Raw genomic sequence first — 17,640 nt, 5'->3', positions numbered from 1 at the left:
GTCGTCGTCGAGACGATAGGCGATCCGCCGATCCGGCCCGGCTCGCCGGATCACCCCGGACGCGACCGAGCTCCCGACCTGGGCCGACGTCCTCCCCTGCGCTCAGTGGCTCATCCGGCGCTCTGGTGCGTCCGGGTCGCCTGCGCCTCGGTGATGCGCCGCACGACCTTCCTGCCGAGCGCCGCCGAGTACCACACCGCCGCCGCTGCGACCGCCCACAGCAGGTAGGCGAGGACGCGCGTATCGCGCAGCTGTTGACCGCCGATCTCATAGCCGACGACCCCCTCGCGACAGACGGCGCCGGCCACCACGAGCGGGAAGGTGACGAGCAGCGCCGCCCACCACCGGCCGACCGGTGCGGGCTCCGGGCCCGGTCCGGCGGCGCTCGCCGCGTTCACCCCCTGCACCACCCGGTACGGGATCACCAGGTTGGCCACCGGAATCAGCCAGCCACCGATCGCCCATCCGTGTGCCCGGCGCGGCCGTCCGTTCAACCGGTCGGCATTGCGCGCGGCCCGCACGAGCCAAACGAGGAAAGCGACGGCAGTGGCCAGCGCGGTGAGGGCCCAGAGAATTCCGGTCGCCACGAGAACAGTGTTCAGCGGCGCCGCCAGCTCGATGAGGGCGGCCAGGAACCCCAGCACGGCCACGGCGGGGGCATCGTGCGTCACCCATCCGACCCGGTCCTCGTACTTCGCACCCACCAGCAACAAGTCGATCACGGTGATGACGGCACACGCTCGCATACCGGCCATGGCGAGCCGGGCCGCCGGCCACGGGGCCGGCACGCCGGCAGCGGAGCTCCCCAGTGACGCGTTCATTCCCACATGGATATCACCCGGGTGCTCCCCCCTTGGGGCGCGTGGCCGAGGAGCGTCTGCCGCACCGCGGATCAGCGAGACTTTCCGGTGCCGTACCACATCGGAGCCCTCGACCCGAGGAAGCTGTTCGACGATCGTCGATCTCGTGAGCGCCGCTGCGGGGGTTCGGCGTACACGGTGGAGGGGCGGGGCCGACGGCCGTGCCCTTCCCGGCCCCTGAGTCGGCACCTCTCCCATCCCGCGATGAAACGAGGAAGCATTGCCTGTCACGATCAACAGACGTGCGACGTGGGCCCAGTACGTCACCGACGAGAAGTCGCCGGGTCACGCGGCGAGGGATCCGCAGCCGGAGAACACCAACGAATGGAATCCGGTCGCCGGCGTCTTCATTCATTACCGCGGCAACAAATAGCCGATCATCAACGGTCCGTACAACAATGAAGAGGATTGCCGACGGGACATAGTAAACGTCTATCAGAATCACTGGGGCGACTCCGACTACGAAGGAGACATCGCCTACAACTTCGCCGTCTGCCCGCACGGCGAGATCTATCAGGGCCGCGGTTACATGCCGGGGGTCAGCGAACGGCGGCACCGCACCCAAGATCGACGGATTCGGGAGAAACGCCGGCTTCTACTCCATCCTCGGTCTGCTGCGGGGAGACGAGACCGCTCCTGAGCCGATGTTGCGGTCGATGCGGATGCTGATCCAGCACCTGCGCGAGGAAGCCCCGACAAGGACCGGGCACAGGATCTTCCCGCACCAGCACGAGTACGACACCGACTGCCCCGGCCATCTCCTCATGTATGCCCAGCCGAACTCGACGATCGATCCCGCGGCGCCCTGGACCGGCCTCGCCGACATCCTCTGCACGCCGCGCAGAAGCGCTGCACCAGGTGGAGATCGTGCGAGACATCCTCCTCGACGGTGAGGGCACGGTCGCCTGGGGCGGAGACCTGAATCCGGTGAAAGCCTCGCACTTCCACATCGCCGCCCGCCCCGGCGACGACGTGCTGGCCCGCGTGGCGGCCAGGCCGGACACCAGCGCGCACACCAGCCGTCCCCGAGCGCAGACCGCGGGCACGGTGGCCGCCCCGGCGACCCCGGCCCGGCGGGCCAAGGCGAGGGCCATGCCACGCCGTCGCTGAAGCGAGGCCCCGCGATGTCACGGTTCGACGAGACCGGCACGTAGCAGGCGGGCCAGGAGAGCGAGCTCCTCCGGGGGAGCGCCGGACGTCAGACGTACGGTCTCCCCCTCCCGCATCCGCTCCAGAACCGCCCATTCCGCTCGGGTGAGGCGGAGCACGCGACTCGGTACGCCGGCCGCGAGAAGCAGCGTGACGTGGTCCTCCGCGGGTGACCGGAGCACCGTGCTGCCCGCGGGCAGCCAGGCCCGCCGCGCCGAGCCCGAGTGCAGCAGGTCGTGGCCGGCCAGGAGCCGGTCGGCCGCGCCCGGCGCTAACCGGTTCCACAGTGGCCCGTCGAGCTGCGCCACGTCGGTCCAGGCGCGACCGTCGGCCGATTCGACGACGCCGACCGCCGGCCGTACCCCGCGGATCCCCGCGGAGTGCAGGTGCTGCCGCATCTCGCCGACATCGTGCTCGAACCCGGCCGGGTCGCGTTGTCGCAGTGCCGGCAGCGCGTAGCGGACGCTGTAGGCGTCGGCGTCGACCTCGTCGCCGAGGAGCACCAGGGCGCGCCGCCCGGCGCCCGCCAGGTCGGGCAGCGCTACGGGGGCAGACTGGCGGACGGGGTGCTCGAAGACGACAGCGGCCCGGCCGTGCGGGGTGAGGTGCCGGCCGGCGGCGGCGAGCACCCGGTGCGGCAGTTCGGTGCCGAGAGGCCCACCGAGCCGGTACGTCGCCGGGGTGGCGTCCGGCGGCCGGGGGACGAACGGCGGTTGTGCGACCAGCAGGTCGAACCGCTCGGCGCCGAGCGGTGCGAGCAGGTCCCCGGCGACGACCTCGACGTTGCCGATGCCGTTCAGGGCCGCGTTCCACCGGACGAAGCCGAGCGCGCGCGGATTGATGTCGGTCGCCAGCACCCGGCGTGCGAACCGGCTCATCCACAGGGCGATCGCGCCGGCCCCACAACCGACATCAACGGCGCTGTCGGCGGTCGAGCCGCCGGTCACCAGACGGGCCGGCACCACGCCGGGGAAGGCGTCGTCGCCGGCCCCGGTCCCGAAGACCGCGTCGCCGCCGAGACCGAGATCGTCGCAGAGCACCCACAAGCCGTGGAAGAAGCGCAGGTCGAACCGGGAGACCACGTGGTCGTCGCGGGCCCGGCACAGAAGGCCGCAGTCCAGAGCCCCGGCCACCATCGCGGCGCCCAGCGTGTCCGCCGCCTGATCGAGGCGTACCGGGTCGCGGAGGCAGAACATCCGGTAGATCCGGGCCGCCGGATCGTCGACCGTGCGGGCCCGCCACAACCGGACCGGCCACTGCAATCCCTCGTACGTCACGGTCCGGTCCTGCCACATCGACGCGAGCCACCGCGGAGTCGGGCCGTTCAGCCGGAGCCGGTCGCCCAAAGCCCTCCACCACCGCGCGTCGACCCGTTCCAGCCCGGCCGTCGAGGGCAACGGGCCGGTCATGCGGCGACCGCGAGCGGCTCGGCGTGGCGATGGAGCACCGGCGGCTCGAACGCCGGATCGCTCACGCCGTCACAGATCCGATCGAACACGCTGATCGCCATGCATCGCAGAAGCAGGTAGCCGGCCCGGTCCGCCATCGGCGAGCCGGTCGCCAGCCGGTGCAGCTCGGCCATGGCCGCCGGCGCGAACAGGGACCGGCCGGAATCGAGGTACCTCTCCCGGAATTCGGCGAAGGCGCCGGTGGCAAGGCGCCGGACGAGCGCCGCCGCCGGGGCGGCCTCGGGCAACAGCGGGACCTTCGGACGGCGGGTGAACCGCTCGGCGAGGTGACGCCCGGCGGCCCGGCGCATGATCTCCTTGTCGAAGAACAGCTCGGCATGGCGCTCGCGGGGCACCGAGCAGAGCAGGTCGACGATCCGATGGTCCAGGTAAGGCACCCGCGCCTCGACCCCGTTGGCGGCCGCCGTCCGGTCCTCGTGCCACAGGTTGTACGCGGCCAGGTCGCTCGCGCCGATCACCTGCCACGCTTCGTGCGCCCCGGTGGCCCGCGCCCCCCGTTCCTCGGTCGAACGCTCCGAGACCAGAGGCCGGTAGACGTCGGGCATCCCCAGCTCGCCGAGCAACGATTCGTGCAGCAGCCGGCGGTTGTGCGCGCACCACTGAGGCCAGTCCTGGAAGCCGAGCGTGGAGTACCCGCCCGCGAACTCGTCGGCACCCTGTCCCAGCAACACGACCTTCGACTCCGGGCGGACCGTCTTGAGCCGCCGGTGCAGCTCGTGCTTGACGAGGAACTCGGGGTCGAAGACCGGAAAGTCCATGATCCAGACGAAGTGTTCGAGCATCGCGAGATCGAACGCGACGGTCTCCTCGAGCGCCGCCTGGTCGACGCGGACCATGTGGTGCGCCACGCCGAGCTGACGGCACAGGTCCGCGGCGGCCTCGATGTCACCAGTTCCCCGAATCGACGGCTCGACCAGGGTGTACGCCTCCAGATCGGGGGCCCGGCGCGCCGCGGTGGCGAGCAGCAGGCTGGAGTCCAGGCCGCCGCTGACGAAGATCCCGACCGGCGTGTCGCTCATGAGTTCGAGCCGCACGCTGTCGTCCAGAAGGTCCGCGTACCGCCCGACCGGATCGGCCAGGGTGTCCTCGGGCTCGGCCGGCCGCCAGTAGCGGTGGGCGCGGGTGACGCCGTCGCACCACTCGACCCAGGTGGCGGGCTCCACGAACGACACCCCGTGGACGCCGGTGGAGACCGGGGCGGCACCCGGACGCGGGAACGGGAACGCGGCGTTGGGCACGTGCCGCAGCGCCTGCCAGTCCAGGGTGCGCGGCGCCCCGGGATAGGCCAGCACCGCCTTGAGTTCGGAGCCGAACAGGATGCTCCGCCCCACGCTCGCGTGGTAGAGGGGTTTCACGCCGAGGCGGTCCCGGGCCAGGATCAGCCGCCGGTTCCGCTCGTCCCACACCGCGATCGCGAAGATGCCGTTGAGCAGCGGCAGGAAGCCGGTGCCGAGGTGCCGGTAGAGGTGCAGGACCACCTCGCAGTCGGAGCGTGTCCGCGGGCCCGGGCCGGGCAGCCGCTCCATCAGCTCCCGGTGGTTGTAGATCTCCCCGTTGACCGCCACCACGATCCGGCCGCCGTCACCGGTGAAGGGCTGCCGACCGGCCGTGAGGTCGTTGACGGCGAGCCGCCGGAACACGATCTCGAAATGCGGGCGGCGAACGATCACCTGGTCGTCCGGGCCGCGCGGCGCGAGAAAGCGGCCGGCCGCATGCAGGACGGACAGGCTCTCGGGACCGAGTACGTCGGTCGACGCGCGCCCCGCCAGCCCACACATGCGCCTCACCTAGTCCCGGGGCCCGCCGGTCCAGCCCCACCCGGGCCGGAAGTCAGCGAAGATGATCACGCTGGCGGTGTAGAGCCGCCCGAGCGCCGCCAGCACCGCCTCCGGCGCGGCCTCCGGCAGCGCGGCCAGCACCTCGGACGTGGTGCGGGAACCGTCGCACACGTCCACCAGGCGGCGCGTCTCGTCATTGATCGCCAGCTCGCAGGGGCTGAGGTTGGGTCTGCGCAGGAAGAGCACGGTCGACGGCTCGGGCGCGACCGTCTCGCCGTCGACGCCGGCGCTCCAGCGGGTCAGCAGTTCGGCGACCGGCCGCTCGAACGTCTCGATCCACAGGTGGTTGCCACGGATCGGCCGCAGCGCGCCGACCGCCTCCGCGGTGACGGACAATCCCCCCAGGGCATCGACCGCGGGGAAGGGCGGGCCGTCGCGACGGGCCGGGTGGTGCCGCGCGCGCAACCTGGCACGCTGGTAACGCAGCGCCTCGATGAGGGTGTCGCGCCGTGCATCCGGCGGCCGCTCGCCCAGCCGCTCGGCCGCGCGTTCACACAGATCGATGGCCGTGGTGATGTCGGACTCCCGCGGCGACGGCCGCAGGTCGGGGTCGATGCGGGCGACCAGGCCCGGGGGCAGCAGGTCCATGGCCGCGTCCGCGGGACGGGCCGCGGGTGGCACTCCGTTGAGCACCTCGAGGAGGATCTTCTCCCAGGACCGTACGTATCGGGAATGGTCGGTGTCGCCGTCCGGAAGGCCGGCGGCCCGGGCGCCGATCGCCGCCGCCTCGGCGGGCCGGGTGATCACCCGCCGTAGCGTCGCCGCGAGGTCCTCGCGATTCTTCGGGTCGTCCACGAGCAGCACGTTCTCGCCGTGCACAAGATCGGTGCGGCGCTGCTTGGCGGCGATCTCGCCGGACAGCACCAGACAGGTCCCGCAGGCGAGAACCTCGCGCGGGACGATCGGACCGTGAATGACGACGGGAAAGTCGCGTTCCAGGAAGCAGACCGCGGTACAGGCGCGGATGAAGCGGGGCACCTTCCAATTCGGCAGCAGCGGCAGCACGTGGACGCGGCCGGTGATCCCGGCGTCGCGGACCGCGCTCTCCAGCCGCCGTGCCTGCCCGGATCCGATCATCGCCGCGACGTGGAAGTCGAGCCCCTCGCGGGCCAGCCGGCCGAGGGCGTCGATCAGGTCGAGGGTCCCCTTGGGGCCGCCCACCTTGCCGTAGATCCCGATCGTCGGCGTCCCGGCGATGGGCAGGTCCAGCGGGGCGACGGCCGGATGGAACACCTCGCGCGGCACCGCGTACGCCGGCGCCTCGTAGAGCCGCTCAACCGGCACGCCCAGCCCCCGGAACCGGGCCAGCAACGGCCGCCGTGTCACGACGGCATCGGCTCGGGTCAGGACCTCGCGGTAGGTCGTGGCCAGGTCGGGTATCCGGAACAGCCGGTCGAGATCGCTGCCGGCGTGCCGGATGATCAGCGGCCGGCCGGTCCAGGTCGCGGCCATCGACGCCGCCACCGCGTACGGCTCCAGGTAGTACGCGAGCACCACGTCGCAGTCGTTCGCGCGGACGACGTCGGTGGCGGCGGCGGCGAGCCGGCTGACGTACGGGTTGGCCGAGGGGATGTGCCGCATCGACACCCGGCTGAACGGCTGAACGCTGCGGACCACCACGCGACCGCCCGGTGGCGGGAACGCGGGCTGGTACCAGGGCGCGTCGTCGTCCTCGAACGTCATCCGGTACGCGTCCTCGACCTCCCCGGCGTTGGTGACCACGTGCACGTCATGGCCCAGCTGCGCCAGTCCGCGCACCATCCAGTAGGTCGACGTGCTGACCCCGCCCTCGATCGGCGGGTATTTCCCGACGAAGCAGATGCGCATGCGGCGGCCTCAGGCCTGGACGCGGGCACGGCCGCGGCTGATCATCTCGCGGGCCCGGGCGACCTGCTGGAACAGCACACCGGGATCGTCCGGGAAGTTGTCGTCGTGCTCCAGGATGCTGCCCCGCAGGTCGACCAGCCCGGTCAGGTGGGCGAGCAGTTCCCAGACCTCCGGGTGCACCTGCTCGCTGTGGCCGTCGACCAGGATCCCGTCGCTCCAGAAGCCGCCGGCGAGGTGGATCTGCACGATCCGCTCGACGGGCATCTCGGCGAGGAACGCGATCGGGTCGAAATGATGGTTCACCGAGTTGATGTGGAGGTTGGTGACGTCGAGCAGAATGCCGCAGTCCGTGGCGTCGACCAGGCGGCCGAAGAACTCGGCCTGACTCATCTGCGCCTCGGGGATGTCGAACTGGTAGGTCACGTTCTCGAGCACCAGCGGCTTGCCGAGCAGATCCTGCACCCGGCGTACGTTGCGGATCGTGCAGGCCAGCGCCGGCTCGGTGAACCACAGCGGAGACAGGTGGCCGATGTCGATGCCGGGCACCTGGGTCAGCGCCAGGTGCTCGCTGTAGTAGGGGCAGCCGGTGCGGTCGCTGACCCGCCGGACACGTTCCAGATAGTCGCTGTCCAACGGGGCCGCCGAGCCGATCGAGAGGCCGACCCCGTGCGGGATGACGGTGAACCGTTCGCAGATCTCGGCCAGCTCGCCGTCCTTGTCGGTGCTGCCCATGAACTGCTCGGTCACGATCTCCAGGAAGTCGATCTCGTCCGTGGCGGCCCGGATCGCGTCGCGTATCTGACGCCGATAGCCGAGCCCGGAGCCAAGGTAGGGAATTCGCGCCAGTGGATCAGAAGCTCTCATCGTGGACCCAATCTGCTACCAGGACCTCTGCCGGGGCGGTGTCGCGTGAGCCGTCGAGCGGAACGGGCGTCAGGACGCCGCGGTCGAGCAACCGGATGACCGTCTCGGTGACCGGCGTGGTCAGATCGTCGGCGATGCCGAGGCGGGACCGCACGTGGTCGACGACAGCCGGCATCGGCCGGGTTCCGTCGCAGGCGTCGACGACCGCGGCGGTCGGGGTGTTGATCCGGACCATGCCGTGCGGGGCGTCCGGCGTGCGATGCCGGAACACGATCGGGTACCCGCCGGCCGACGCCTCCTCGGAGGGTTTCCGTCCGGAGGTGACGGCCTCCTCGATGGCCACCACGTCGTGATCGAAGGTGACCATCCGGATCCCGGGGTGACGGGCCGGGCGGGATTCCTCGTCCAGGGCGCCGGCGGGCCGGACCGCGGGTGCCACCTCGGCCGACGCGGCGTAGTAGTGCCGCTCGAAGCGGGCGAGGTCACTGACGTACGGCGGAAGGATGTCGTCGCCCGCGGCGCAACGCTCGATGAACCGGCCGAAGGCCAGGATGTCCTCATGGATGCCGAGCCGCCCGTCGTCGCCGCAGACCTGGTGATAGCGGGCGGCGAGCCGGTCCACGTGCGGATGGCCGAGCGCGAACAGGGCGGGATAGGCGTGGCGGAATCGTTTCACCCGTTTGTTGCGCAGCGACGCCGCGAAGAACCGCAGAGCCGCGACGTCGAGGCCGCGCACCGCGCGGTCCTCGACGGGGTCCAGCTCATAGCCCTGCAAGGCGGCCTCGGGCCAGCGCAGGAACAGCTCGCGGAACGCGTCGTCGACGTAGAGCCGGGCGAGGCACGCCTGGAGTTCAGAGGTGGTCACGCGGGCATCTCCTCCAGTCCGTAACCGGCCAGGGCGCTTCTCCGGCCGGCCCGGGCGCCCGACAGGAAGTCCGTCACGGTGCCGATGCCGGCCGGGTCGCCTCGGTGCACGAAGAACGTCTCGAAGAACATCTCGAAGATCACCAGCGCGTGCTTGGTCGCGAAACCGGCGCCGAGCGGATGCGACGCGAGGTAGGAGGGCGGCAGCAGGTCGTCGCAGAGACCGGCGAAACGAGCCAGGAACCGGGCGCCGGAGGACGGCACGCCGAGCTTCTCCCGCAGCACGACGTCGGTGACCGAGTCGCCGAATCGCCGCAACGCCAGGCGCCGCAGGATGTACTTGCGGATACCGAGGTCGGCGCGGACCAGGAAGCCGACCGGCAACCGGCCAGTCAGCGCCACCAGGTCGTCGTCGAGGTACGGCACCCGCAGCTCCAGCCCGGCCGCCATCCCGCACTGGTCCACCGGGTCCAGGTGATTGCGTTCGAGCTGGTCGGTGAGGTTGAGGTCGAGCAACTCCGTCAGGTAGTCGTCGAATCCGTCGGCGGTGACCAGCCTCCGCACCGTCTCCAGGGCGCGCGGGCCGGGCCTGGCCGCGAGCCCGTCGAAGGTGGCGAGCCGGGCTCGGATCCGCCTGAGGTGGCGCGCGCGGTCCAGGTACACGGAGTAGCCACCGAACAGCTCGTCCGCCCCTTCACCGTGCAGGCAGGCCTTCACGTGCCCGGCTATCTGCCGGCACCCGAGGAAGAAGGGCAACCCGTGCAGGCTGCTGGGTTGTTCGTTGGCCGCGACGTAGGCGGGGATCGCGCCGAGGAACTCGTCGAAGGTGGGCAGCGTGACATGGTGGGTGCCACCGATGAGCCGGGCGACATGGCCGGCCTGGACGACGTCCGGGTGATCGGCGTGGTCGGCGGCGGTGAAGGTTCGTAGCGGGGTGTCCCGCTGCTCCGCCGCGAAGAGCGCGAGCAGCGTCGAGTCCAGCCCGCCGGAGAGGGTGAGGCCCACCTCCACGTCCGCCGCGAGGTGCCGCTCGACCGCGGCCGCGAGTGCGGCCTCCAGCAGTGCTTCCGCCTCGGGGTACGGCATCGGCTCCCGGGCCGGCACGCGGCGGTGGTACGGCCGCGGCTGCGCCGTGTCGAGCCAGCCGTCGTCGTAGCCGACGATCAGGGTGTGGCCGGGCGGCAGTTTCCGGATGCCGGAGAAATATGTCCTGTCGCCCACCGGGTGACCGATCAGCCGAGCGTCGGAAAAAGCCTGGAAGTCCAGCTCCGGGCGGTATCCCGGAATGCGAAGGAAGGCCTTGATCTCGGACGCGAAAGCGAACCGCCGCCCACCCTCCAGAATGGCGTAGTACAGCGGTTTGATGCCGAGCCGGTCACGGGCGAGGAATACGCGGCGCCCGTCGTCGACGGCGAACGCGAACATCCCGCTCAAATGATGGGGACAATCCTCCCCCCACTCCTCGTACGAATGGAGGACCACCTCGGTGTCGGTGCCCGTGACGAAAACGTGCCCCCGGCTTCGCAACTCCGCGCGAAGAGGCCCGTGATTGTAGATCTCGCCGTTGAACACCACCGCCGCGGTGTCCCCGTGACCGGAGACGGGCTGCGGGCCCGCGGCCGGATCGATGATCGCCAGCCGGGCCGCCGCGAGGTGGACACCACTGCGGATCCGCCGGCCGGCGCCGTCCGGGCCGCGATGCTCCAGCGCCGCGATCATCTCCGTGATCGCCCTCTGGTCGCCGGCGCCCAGCACGCCCGCTATCCCGCACATGCGGCCGACGGTTCCGTCGTCACCTCGAGCGGCCCATGCAGTTCCGCCATTACATCGAGCAGCCCATGCAGCCATCACAGCCGCTGCAATGCGCGGCGAGATCGCCGCCCGGCTCCAGCAGGCGCAGCAGGTCCTCCACGCGGAACTGGACCGTCATCCGCCCGGTGTCCTCCAGTACGACGCGCGCTTCCTTGGCCTCAGCGGCCCGTTCGAACTTCTCCTCGCCGGCCATGATCGCTCTCCCCTCTCAGTTACAGCTGTCGCAGCCGCCGCAGGAGTCCAGCGGACGAAGTTGGTCGATGTCGATTCGTTTGACCAGCTCGTCGATCAAGAAGGTGATCTCGACCCGGCCCTCGTCAACCAGGCGCACTTTCTCGACCGGCGCCTTGATGGGGACATTGCTCGGTTCGTTCCCAGTGGTCATCGCTGCCTCCGAATGAAGGGTGCCCGCGCCCACGTCGACGCAACCTCACGATGATCGGCACGCTGCGGCGTCGCAGGGAAATTCAACTGTGGCCCGATTGGCTCACTATTGCACCAGCTAAGATCGAGAGCAATGGTCAGCTTCGAGTGCATAGATCCATTTCAGGATTCCGTCTCCACCGGTCGGTTAATGGGACATCCACAAGCGACTGAAGTTCGTTCGCAGCGTCTTCCGGACGACAGTTACCTGTCCTCGAACCGACCGCCGCCGGGTCACTTTTGCGGAAAATTTCGGGCACACCGGGCGCAGGGCGCGGGCCGATTCGGGAAGTTCTGCAATGAGAGAATTCGAACCTGATAACGACGGGTGTGGGGCTATTTTCGCTATCCGGAGCGGGGGTCAGCCGGCGGCGAGGTCGTACCGGAGGACCAGGTTGAGCCGGCGCGGCGGCTCGCCCGAGCGGTCACGAACCAGAGGCGGCACGTCGTGCCAGATCCGCGGGCCGAGGATGTTCAGCGTGCCGACCGCGTCGTAGCGCAATTGAAGGTGGCCGTCGCGGAGCACCCGCAGCGCGCCCGGCGCGGCCCGTGGCACCGGGAAGTAGACGGTCAGCCGATCGCCCATGTGCCGATCGTCGTGCGGTCCGATGTAGTCGCCCTCGGCGTAGAGGTTGAAGAAGATCCGGCGGTAGTGGACCGGCCCGGCGACGGCGCCGACCACCGGTGTGAGCCGATCGGCCAGCAACCGGCCGAACTCGGTCACGCCGAGCCGGTCCAGCAACTGGCTCATCTGTCCGCGCAACCGCGGGTCCGCCAGGGAATCAGGGTCGAACCGGGCGAACCGGTGGCCGTGGGTCAGCCGGGCGCCGGCCTCGTCGACCTCGTGGCGCATCTCGACCCGCATCGCCAGTGGCGACAGCAGGGCGAGGAGGTGGTCGGCCAGTTCGGCCAGCGGTTCGGCGGCGAGCATGCCGGCCACCTGGACGAAGCCGGAACGCTCGTAATCGGCGCGCAGGCCGGACAGGTCGGCCTGCGCCGGGCGGTCCCGGAGCAGCCGCTGGTAGAGGTCGTCGAGCAGATCCAGCCGCTGCGCGACGCTCAGGTCAGTGGTCATGTCGCGTCTCTGTTCCGTGTGACGACCGTGTTGCCCAGGACCAGCAGGTCCATCTCGGTACGGTCGAAGGTGTCCAGTGCGTCGTGCGGCGTCTCGACGATCGGCTCGCCGGCGCGGTTGAAGGAGGTGTTCAGCAGCACCGGGACTCCGGTGCGGGCCTGGAACGCCGCGATCAGGTCGTAGAACCGGGGATTCTGGGACCGGGCGACCGTCTGCACACGAGCGCTGCCGTCGACGTGCGTGACCGCCGGCAGAGCGTCCGTGGTGACCGGGACGACGCGCAGCATCATCGGCGACGGCCCGGCGAGGTCGAAGTACTTGCCGGCGTGCTCCTCGAGAACCGCGGGCGCGTACGGCCGGAACGCCTCCCGGTGCTTCACACGGTGGTTCAGGCGGTCCTGCATCCCGGCGTCCCGGGCGTCGGCCAGGATGCTGCGGTTGCCGAGGGCGCGCGGACCGAACTCGCCACGGCCCTGGAACCAGCCGACCACTCGGCCGGCGGCCAGCATTCCGGCCGTGTAATCCAGCAGTTCCGCATCGGCCAGGCGCATGGTCCGGCGGCCGGATCCCACCGCGGCGGCGATCTCGGCGGGGCCGTACTCGCGGCCGTGGTAGTCGGTGGGCGGTTCGGGTACGCGTACGCCGGTCTCGGCGTGATGAGCGGCGAGCGCGGCGCCGATGGCCGTGCCGTTGTCCTCGCACGAGCCGGCCAGGTGCAGGTCGACCCCGAGCCGGCGACGCACCGTCTCGTTGGCGATCCCGTTGAGCGCGACGCCCCCGGCGTAGCTGACGTGCCGGGCCGGAACACGATCCAGCAGGAACCGGAACAGGTCGGTAAGGAAATCGTCGGTCACCGCCTGGACGTGTGCCGCGACGTCCGCGTAGTGCCGCTCGCCGGTGACATCGCGGCTCTCGAGGTTCGGGGTGCGGCAGCGGTCCAGCAGGCCGCGGAAGTCCAGCAGCATCCGCCCGGCCCGGCCGAGCCGGAGTGTCCGCAGGTCGCTGTGCACCTGTGGATCGCCGAACGGCGACAGCCCCATCACCTTCCCGGCCTCGTGCACACTGCCGTGGCAGTAGTGCGCGGCCCACCGCCAGAGGTGCCCCATGCTCTCCAGCAGCCCGGCCCGGTCCTCGTCCTCGACGCCGGCCAGGTGCGGCCCGCCCGGCGCCCGCCCGTAGGCGATCCGGTGCACCAGACGGAGGTTCGCGCCGTCGAAGGCGTACCCCGAGATGGACTCCTTGGCCGCGCCGCGGCGATGAATCGTCGCCCCTTCGGTCCGGTCCCGGATGTCCAGCAACGACCTGTCCCGTTCGAAGGTGCCGCTGCCGTCGCAGACGACCACCAGCCCCGGCTCCATCGGCGAGTAGTGCAACGCGTACTCGGCATGGGCCAGGTGGTGTGCGACGGTGACGAACGGGGGCAGCCGGCCGGCGAGGGCGCCGCCGACGTCGAACCGGGGTTCGGACACCGCCCACGGCGTACAGACGGCGATCTTGGCTAGGTCGGGGAGATCGATTCCCGCGTACCGCAAACAGTAGGCGATCGCCCGGGCGGCCTCCACCGGCATCCGGCTCATCCGGAACGGATGCCGCTTGATCCGGACCAGCCGCTCGGTCTGCACCGCGACGACGACCCTCCCGTCGCGGACCAGTGCCACCGCCGAGTTGTGACTACAGGCGATTCCCATGACCCACACGGCATCGTCCTCCGCGGACTGGATTGGTGCGTCGCTCCCGGCGCGGCGCGCCACGCCGCCGATCAGGCCACGATAGACCGGCGTCATCAATCCGGGCGGTGTCCGCGGGTTGTCCGCAACCCGACGCCGGAAGGCACAAAGCCGGGTGCGCTGGGCAAATCGATGCCGTGGACGGTCGCTGCCCGCCCGATCGGGGCTGCGCCGGAGCGTGTGCGCACGGGTACAGTGCGCAAGGAACGCCAGGCGTCGTTTCGAGGTCAGCGATGAACCCGACGAGCACGAGCCCCGATCACGTCGACTGGGAGAACCCGGTCAACGCGCAGCGGTATGCGGCCTTCGCCCGCGACTTCCCGCTGTACCGGCGAACCAGCGAACTTCTCGTCCGCTCGGCCGGCGTCGCCGCCGCGCGCGATGTCGTCGACCTGGCCTGCGGCACCGGCGTCACGACCCGCACACTCCTCGCGGCGGTCCCCCCGCGGTGCCGGGTGATCGCCGCCGACAAGTCCGCCGCCATGCTGGCCGTCGCCGCCCACGAGGTGCCCGGGCCCCGGGTCGTCTGGGTCCGCTCCCGGGCCGAGGAGATCGACGGTCACGTCGCGCCGGGCAGCGTCGACGCGGTCGTCTGCAACTCCGCGATCTGGCACACCGACCTCGCCGCCACCTGCCGGGCGGTCCGGACCCTGCTCCGGCCCGGCGGGCGCTTCGCCTTCAACATCGGCGCCCGTAACCTCGCGCTGGTCCCGGCCGACGGGGTGCCGGCCCCCGGCATGCCGATGGTGATGCAGTGGGCGTGCGCGATCGCGGCCGCGCGCAAGGGCGCCGTGCCCGACCGGGCCGTCATCGACGGCACCGGCCCCGGACTGACCGTCGAAGCGGTGGGTCAGGCCGTGCGCCGCGCCGGATTCGACCTGGCGCGGGCTCACTTCGTGGAAGACCGGCTGAGTGTCGCGGAACAGCGAGCCTGGATGTCGGTCCCGATCTTCTCCGAGGCGCTGACCATGCTGCGCCCGCTGCCGTACGAGGAGCGCCTGGAGATCATCGATGAGGCCTACCGGCGCTGCGACGAGAGCGCCGAGCACCGTACACATTGGTTCGTCGTCCTCGCCGTCGCCGACGGGAGCTGACCGGAAGGATCTGGTGCGGGTGATACCGGAAGTCGCAGAGCATGACATCGAGCCGGCGCCGGCGGCGCTCGGCCTGGACGAGGTGCTGGTCGTGGATTCGGTCGTGACGCCGGAGGAGCAGGCGCTGGTGCGGGCCTGGGCCGCCGAGCGGCACCGGGCCGGTGCGCTGCTCGACAACCCCATCGACCCGGGGCGGCACCTGACGCCGTACCGTGCCGCGCACGACCGCGAGCTGACCGCACTCACCCGCCAGGGGCGGCCCGAGGGCGAGGCGGGCGACGACGACCTGGTGTGGATCCCGGAGGTCGGCGACGACCGGGCCGAGGCGCCCCCCGAGGAGTTCTGGCGGATCCGGCAACGGGTGGTCGATCGCTTGCGGCTGCACCATCTGCGTGACGACCCCTACAAGGGATCGTTCCTGGCCTACGTCACGACCGGCGGCTCCGTACATCCGCACCGCGACGCCCGGCTGTCCATCGACGGCACGCTGATGCCGCTGCTGCGCTGCAACGTGCTGCTCGCCCGGCCCGCGAAGGGTGGCCTCCCGGTGATCGCCGACCGCGAGTTCGACGTGCCGGACCGGGGGATGTGGGCCTTCTACCCGACCGAGCTGCTCCACTCGGCGCCCGAGGTGGGCGGTCCGGACGGCAGGGTGACGCTCTCCTTCGGATTCGTGGTCGATCCGCGGACGCTGTGGCAGCGGCCGTACCGCATCCGGGCCGACATCGATCCCCGGTTGATCGCCGACTTCCTTCGCCGGTTACGGCACGGGACGGTGAGCGCCGACCGGGTGGAGATCTTGGAACGGGTGCTCGCCGAGCCCGGCGTCTTCCGGGTGCGGACGATCGCCGACGCGGTCCGGAGCGGACCCTGGGAGGTATGGGACGAGATCCACCGACTGCGGCGGACCGGGCTCGTCGAGAGCCTGTCGGCGCCGCCCGCCGAGGACTGCGAGCTGTCCAGCCTGTGACCTCCACACCCGGCCCGCGACTGCACGTCGCGCTGCTCTTCCCGGAGGACGCGCTGTCCTCCGTGGAGGACGTGCGCAACGCCAACGGCGCGCGCAGCGCCAACGTGGGCTTCGCGCGAGCCCTGCTCCGGCACGCGCGTGCTCACGACATGACGGTAAGCCTGGTCGCCGACGTGCCGCACGTGCTGATCCGCGGCACGCCGGACCGCTGGGATCTGCTGCGCGGGCAGTTCGACCACGACGTCGAGATTCTGAGCCTCACCGACCTGCCGGCGCTGTTCGGCGAGCAACCGGTCGACGTGCTGCACCGGCTGACCCAGCACATGTATCGCAGCCTGTACATCCGCAACGGCATCGCGCGGCAGCCGTTCGCCGTCACCGGCGTGACGCACGGCCTGTCGTACGCGAACTTCCATGAGTGGGTGCTGCTCACTCTGCTCGCCCGGCCGCAGCCCAACGACCGGCTGGTGTGCACCACCGAGATGGCCGAGGACGTCGTGAGGTCGATGGTGGCCTCGGTCGGCGGCTCGCTGGGGCGCGCATGCTCGCTGCCCACCACAGTCATCCCCCTGGGGGTCGACGTCGGCAGGTTCGGCGCCGGCGGGCGGGAGGCCAGGGAACGGCTCGGCATCCCCGGTGACGAGGTGATGCTGCTGTCGGTGGCCCGCTTCTCGCACCTGACCAAGGCTGATCTGCGTCCACTGCTGGCCGCGTTCGCCAGGGTCGCCGAACGGGCGTCGGCCCGCGCTCATCTGGTGCTGGCCGGGGCGACCGGCGCGGAGGCGGACCCACGGATGCTGGGCCGGATGGCCGCCGAGCACGGCATCGCGGACCGGGTGCATTTCGCGGAGAACCCCGCGGAGGACGACAAGGTGGCGCTGTACCGCGCGGCGGACATCTTCGTGGCGCTCGGTGACAACGTGCAGGAGACGTTCGGGCTGGCTCTCGTCGAGGCCTCGGCCGCCGGACTGCCGGTCGTGGCCTCCGACTGGAGCGGCTTCCGGACGCTGGTGGCGGACGGCCACACCGGCTACCTGATTCCGACCACCGCGCTCGGCACGTTTCCGTCGCTGGACGCTCTCGCGCCGCTCTACCACAACGTCGTCAACCTGCACCTGGCGTCACAGGCGGTCGGCACCGACCTCGACGTGCTCTGTGACCGGCTGATCAGACTGGTCGACCAGCCGCGGCTGCGCCGGACGCTGGGCGACGCGGCGCGGGCATACGCCCAACGCTTCAGCTGGGACCGGGTCGTGGAACAGTACGATGCCCTCTGGACCGGGCTGAGATCGCAACGGGACCTCTGCCTCATCAACCCCGACGATCCGCCGCGGCTGAACTTCCGCTCCGCCTTCGCGGCCTACCCGACCCGCTTGTTGCGCCGGGACGACCTGGTCACCACGTCGGAGTCGGGCGCACGCCTGCTGACGTCGACCGAGCCCCTCCAGCCCTACAGCGCCCTGGCCGAGGTGATCTCCGCCGAGGTGGCGACGCAGATCCTCCGGCGAGCGGCGCGGGGCGAACTCGCCGGAGAGCTGATGTCGGAGCTGGCCGACGGCGGCGATCCCTGGCTGGTGGCCTTCCACCTGCTCTGGCTGCACAAGTACGGCCTGTTGTCGATCACACCAGGCGCCTCGACATGACGATCTCGCCCGCCCGTCGGCGAGA

Annotated in this window: 16 protein-coding genes; 5 read left to right on the top strand and 11 right to left on the bottom strand. The window is 70.9% G+C overall.

The genetic code is table 11. The features are described 5' to 3' along the window. Nucleotides 1-110: 110 nt before the first annotated feature. Nucleotides 111-821: a DUF4328 domain-containing protein gene (locus QLQ12_RS32570; protein WP_282764385.1), complete on the bottom strand. Its 711-nt coding sequence runs from the start codon at nucleotides 819-821 to the stop codon at nucleotides 111-113. Nucleotides 822-1,080: 259 nt separating this feature from the next. Here QLQ12_RS32570 and QLQ12_RS32565 point away from each other — a divergent pair, with 259 nt between their 5' ends. Beyond that, the gene (locus QLQ12_RS32565) at nucleotides 1,081-1,233 is read left to right on the top strand and encodes a hypothetical protein (protein ID WP_282764383.1); all 153 of its coding nucleotides are present in this window, start codon (nucleotides 1,081-1,083) and stop codon (nucleotides 1,231-1,233) included. A gap of 494 nt (nucleotides 1,234-1,727) precedes the next feature. Further along, a complete protein-coding gene (locus QLQ12_RS32560) occupies nucleotides 1,728-1,970 on the top strand; it encodes a hypothetical protein (RefSeq protein WP_282764381.1) in 243 nt (80 codons plus the stop codon). A gap of 17 nt (nucleotides 1,971-1,987) precedes the next feature. Here the strand turns inward: QLQ12_RS32560 and QLQ12_RS32555 are convergent, their stop codons facing one another. The 10 genes from QLQ12_RS32555 to QLQ12_RS32510 all read right to left on the bottom strand — a co-directional run bounded on the left by QLQ12_RS32555 (nucleotide 1,988) and on the right by QLQ12_RS32510 (nucleotide 13,869). Then, nucleotides 1,988-3,418 (bottom strand): methyltransferase, encoded by a 1,431-nt coding sequence (locus QLQ12_RS32555; RefSeq protein WP_282764379.1) that lies wholly within the window; start codon nucleotides 3,416-3,418, stop codon nucleotides 1,988-1,990. Beyond that, nucleotides 3,415-5,256: an asparagine synthase (glutamine-hydrolyzing) gene (gene asnB / locus QLQ12_RS32550; RefSeq protein ID WP_282764378.1), complete on the bottom strand. Its 1,842-nt coding sequence runs from the start codon at nucleotides 5,254-5,256 to the stop codon at nucleotides 3,415-3,417. The genes QLQ12_RS32555 and asnB (QLQ12_RS32550) overlap by 4 nt, the downstream gene beginning before the upstream one ends. 9 nt (nucleotides 5,257-5,265) lie before the next feature. Further along, on the bottom strand, nucleotides 5,266-7,143 hold the full coding sequence (locus QLQ12_RS32545) for a glycosyltransferase (protein WP_282764377.1): 1,878 nt from the start codon (nucleotides 7,141-7,143) through the stop codon (nucleotides 5,266-5,268). A 9-nt stretch (nucleotides 7,144-7,152) separates the two neighbouring features. After that, a complete protein-coding gene (locus QLQ12_RS32540; protein ID WP_282764376.1) occupies nucleotides 7,153-8,007 on the bottom strand; it encodes a DUF692 domain-containing protein in 855 nt (284 codons plus the stop codon). Then, nucleotides 7,994-8,872: an Os1348 family NHLP clan protein gene (locus tag QLQ12_RS32535; protein WP_282764375.1), complete on the bottom strand. Its 879-nt coding sequence runs from the start codon at nucleotides 8,870-8,872 to the stop codon at nucleotides 7,994-7,996. Before QLQ12_RS32535 ends, QLQ12_RS32540 begins: the two co-directional genes overlap by 14 nt. Then, a complete protein-coding gene (asnB, locus tag QLQ12_RS32530) occupies nucleotides 8,869-10,644 on the bottom strand; it encodes an asparagine synthase (glutamine-hydrolyzing) (RefSeq protein WP_282764374.1) in 1,776 nt (591 codons plus the stop codon). Before asnB (QLQ12_RS32530) ends, QLQ12_RS32535 begins: the two co-directional genes overlap by 4 nt. 49 nt (nucleotides 10,645-10,693) lie before the next feature. After that, nucleotides 10,694-10,876: a hypothetical protein gene (locus tag QLQ12_RS32525; protein ID WP_282764373.1), complete on the bottom strand. Its 183-nt coding sequence runs from the start codon at nucleotides 10,874-10,876 to the stop codon at nucleotides 10,694-10,696. 15 nt (nucleotides 10,877-10,891) lie between these two features. Further along, nucleotides 10,892-11,068 carry a hypothetical protein gene (locus QLQ12_RS32520; RefSeq protein WP_282764372.1) on the bottom strand — a complete coding sequence of 59 codons (177 nt, stop codon included), beginning with the start codon at nucleotides 11,066-11,068 and terminating at the stop codon, nucleotides 10,892-10,894. A 399-nt stretch (nucleotides 11,069-11,467) separates the two neighbouring features. Further along, nucleotides 11,468-12,181 (bottom strand): hypothetical protein, encoded by a 714-nt coding sequence (locus QLQ12_RS32515; protein WP_282764371.1) that lies wholly within the window; start codon nucleotides 12,179-12,181, stop codon nucleotides 11,468-11,470. Next, on the bottom strand, nucleotides 12,178-13,869 hold the full coding sequence (locus tag QLQ12_RS32510) for a carbamoyltransferase family protein (protein ID WP_282764370.1): 1,692 nt from the start codon (nucleotides 13,867-13,869) through the stop codon (nucleotides 12,178-12,180). The genes QLQ12_RS32515 and QLQ12_RS32510 overlap by 4 nt, the downstream gene beginning before the upstream one ends. 272 nt (nucleotides 13,870-14,141) lie before the next feature. Between QLQ12_RS32510 and QLQ12_RS32505 the strand changes: the two genes are divergently transcribed. From QLQ12_RS32505 to QLQ12_RS32495, 3 genes are read left to right on the top strand one after another with little or no spacing between them, the layout of a single operon-like run. After that, nucleotides 14,142-15,002: a class I SAM-dependent methyltransferase gene (locus QLQ12_RS32505; protein ID WP_282764369.1), complete on the top strand. Its 861-nt coding sequence runs from the start codon at nucleotides 14,142-14,144 to the stop codon at nucleotides 15,000-15,002. A 19-nt stretch (nucleotides 15,003-15,021) separates the two neighbouring features. Then, nucleotides 15,022-15,972 (top strand): hypothetical protein, encoded by a 951-nt coding sequence (locus QLQ12_RS32500; RefSeq protein WP_282764368.1) that lies wholly within the window; start codon nucleotides 15,022-15,024, stop codon nucleotides 15,970-15,972. Continuing rightward, on the top strand, nucleotides 15,969-17,615 hold the full coding sequence (locus tag QLQ12_RS32495; protein WP_282764367.1) for a glycosyltransferase family 4 protein: 1,647 nt from the start codon (nucleotides 15,969-15,971) through the stop codon (nucleotides 17,613-17,615). Before QLQ12_RS32500 ends, QLQ12_RS32495 begins: the two co-directional genes overlap by 4 nt. Nucleotides 17,616-17,640: the final 25 nt, after the last annotated feature.

It is taken from the genome of Actinoplanes sandaracinus, from assembly GCF_030009775.1.
Taxonomy (GTDB): domain Bacteria; phylum Actinomycetota; class Actinomycetes; order Mycobacteriales; family Micromonosporaceae; genus Actinoplanes; species Actinoplanes sandaracinus.
Note: the sequence above shows the minus strand (reverse complement) of the source record. Positions and strands in the feature narration are given on the sequence as shown.

Excerpts from the sequence above, each read along its gene's own strand:
- QLQ12_RS32515 (WP_282764371.1), bottom strand. The coding sequence starts at position 12,181 with ATGACCACTGACCTGAGCGTCGCGCAGCGGCTGGATCTGCTCGACGAC.
- QLQ12_RS32540 (WP_282764376.1), bottom strand. The coding sequence starts at position 8,007 with ATGAGAGCTTCTGATCCACTGGCGCGAATTCCCTACCTTGGCTCCGGG.
- asnB (WP_282764374.1), bottom strand. The coding sequence starts at position 10,644 with ATGTGCGGGATAGCGGGCGTGCTGGGCGCCGGCGACCAGAGGGCGATC.
- QLQ12_RS32555 (WP_282764379.1), bottom strand. The coding sequence starts at position 3,418 with ATGACCGGCCCGTTGCCCTCGACGGCCGGGCTGGAACGGGTCGACGCG.
- QLQ12_RS32520 (WP_282764372.1), bottom strand. The coding sequence starts at position 11,068 with ATGACCACTGGGAACGAACCGAGCAATGTCCCCATCAAGGCGCCGGTC.
- asnB (WP_282764378.1), bottom strand. The coding sequence starts at position 5,256 with ATGTGTGGGCTGGCGGGGCGCGCGTCGACCGACGTACTCGGTCCCGAG.
- QLQ12_RS32570 (WP_282764385.1), bottom strand. The coding sequence starts at position 821 with ATGAACGCGTCACTGGGGAGCTCCGCTGCCGGCGTGCCGGCCCCGTGG.
- QLQ12_RS32545 (WP_282764377.1), bottom strand. The coding sequence starts at position 7,143 with ATGCGCATCTGCTTCGTCGGGAAATACCCGCCGATCGAGGGCGGGGTC.
- QLQ12_RS32505 (WP_282764369.1), top strand. The coding sequence starts at position 14,142 with ATGAACCCGACGAGCACGAGCCCCGATCACGTCGACTGGGAGAACCCG.
- QLQ12_RS32525 (WP_282764373.1), bottom strand. The coding sequence starts at position 10,876 with ATGGCCGGCGAGGAGAAGTTCGAACGGGCCGCTGAGGCCAAGGAAGCG.
- QLQ12_RS32510 (WP_282764370.1), bottom strand. The coding sequence starts at position 13,869 with ATGGGAATCGCCTGTAGTCACAACTCGGCGGTGGCACTGGTCCGCGAC.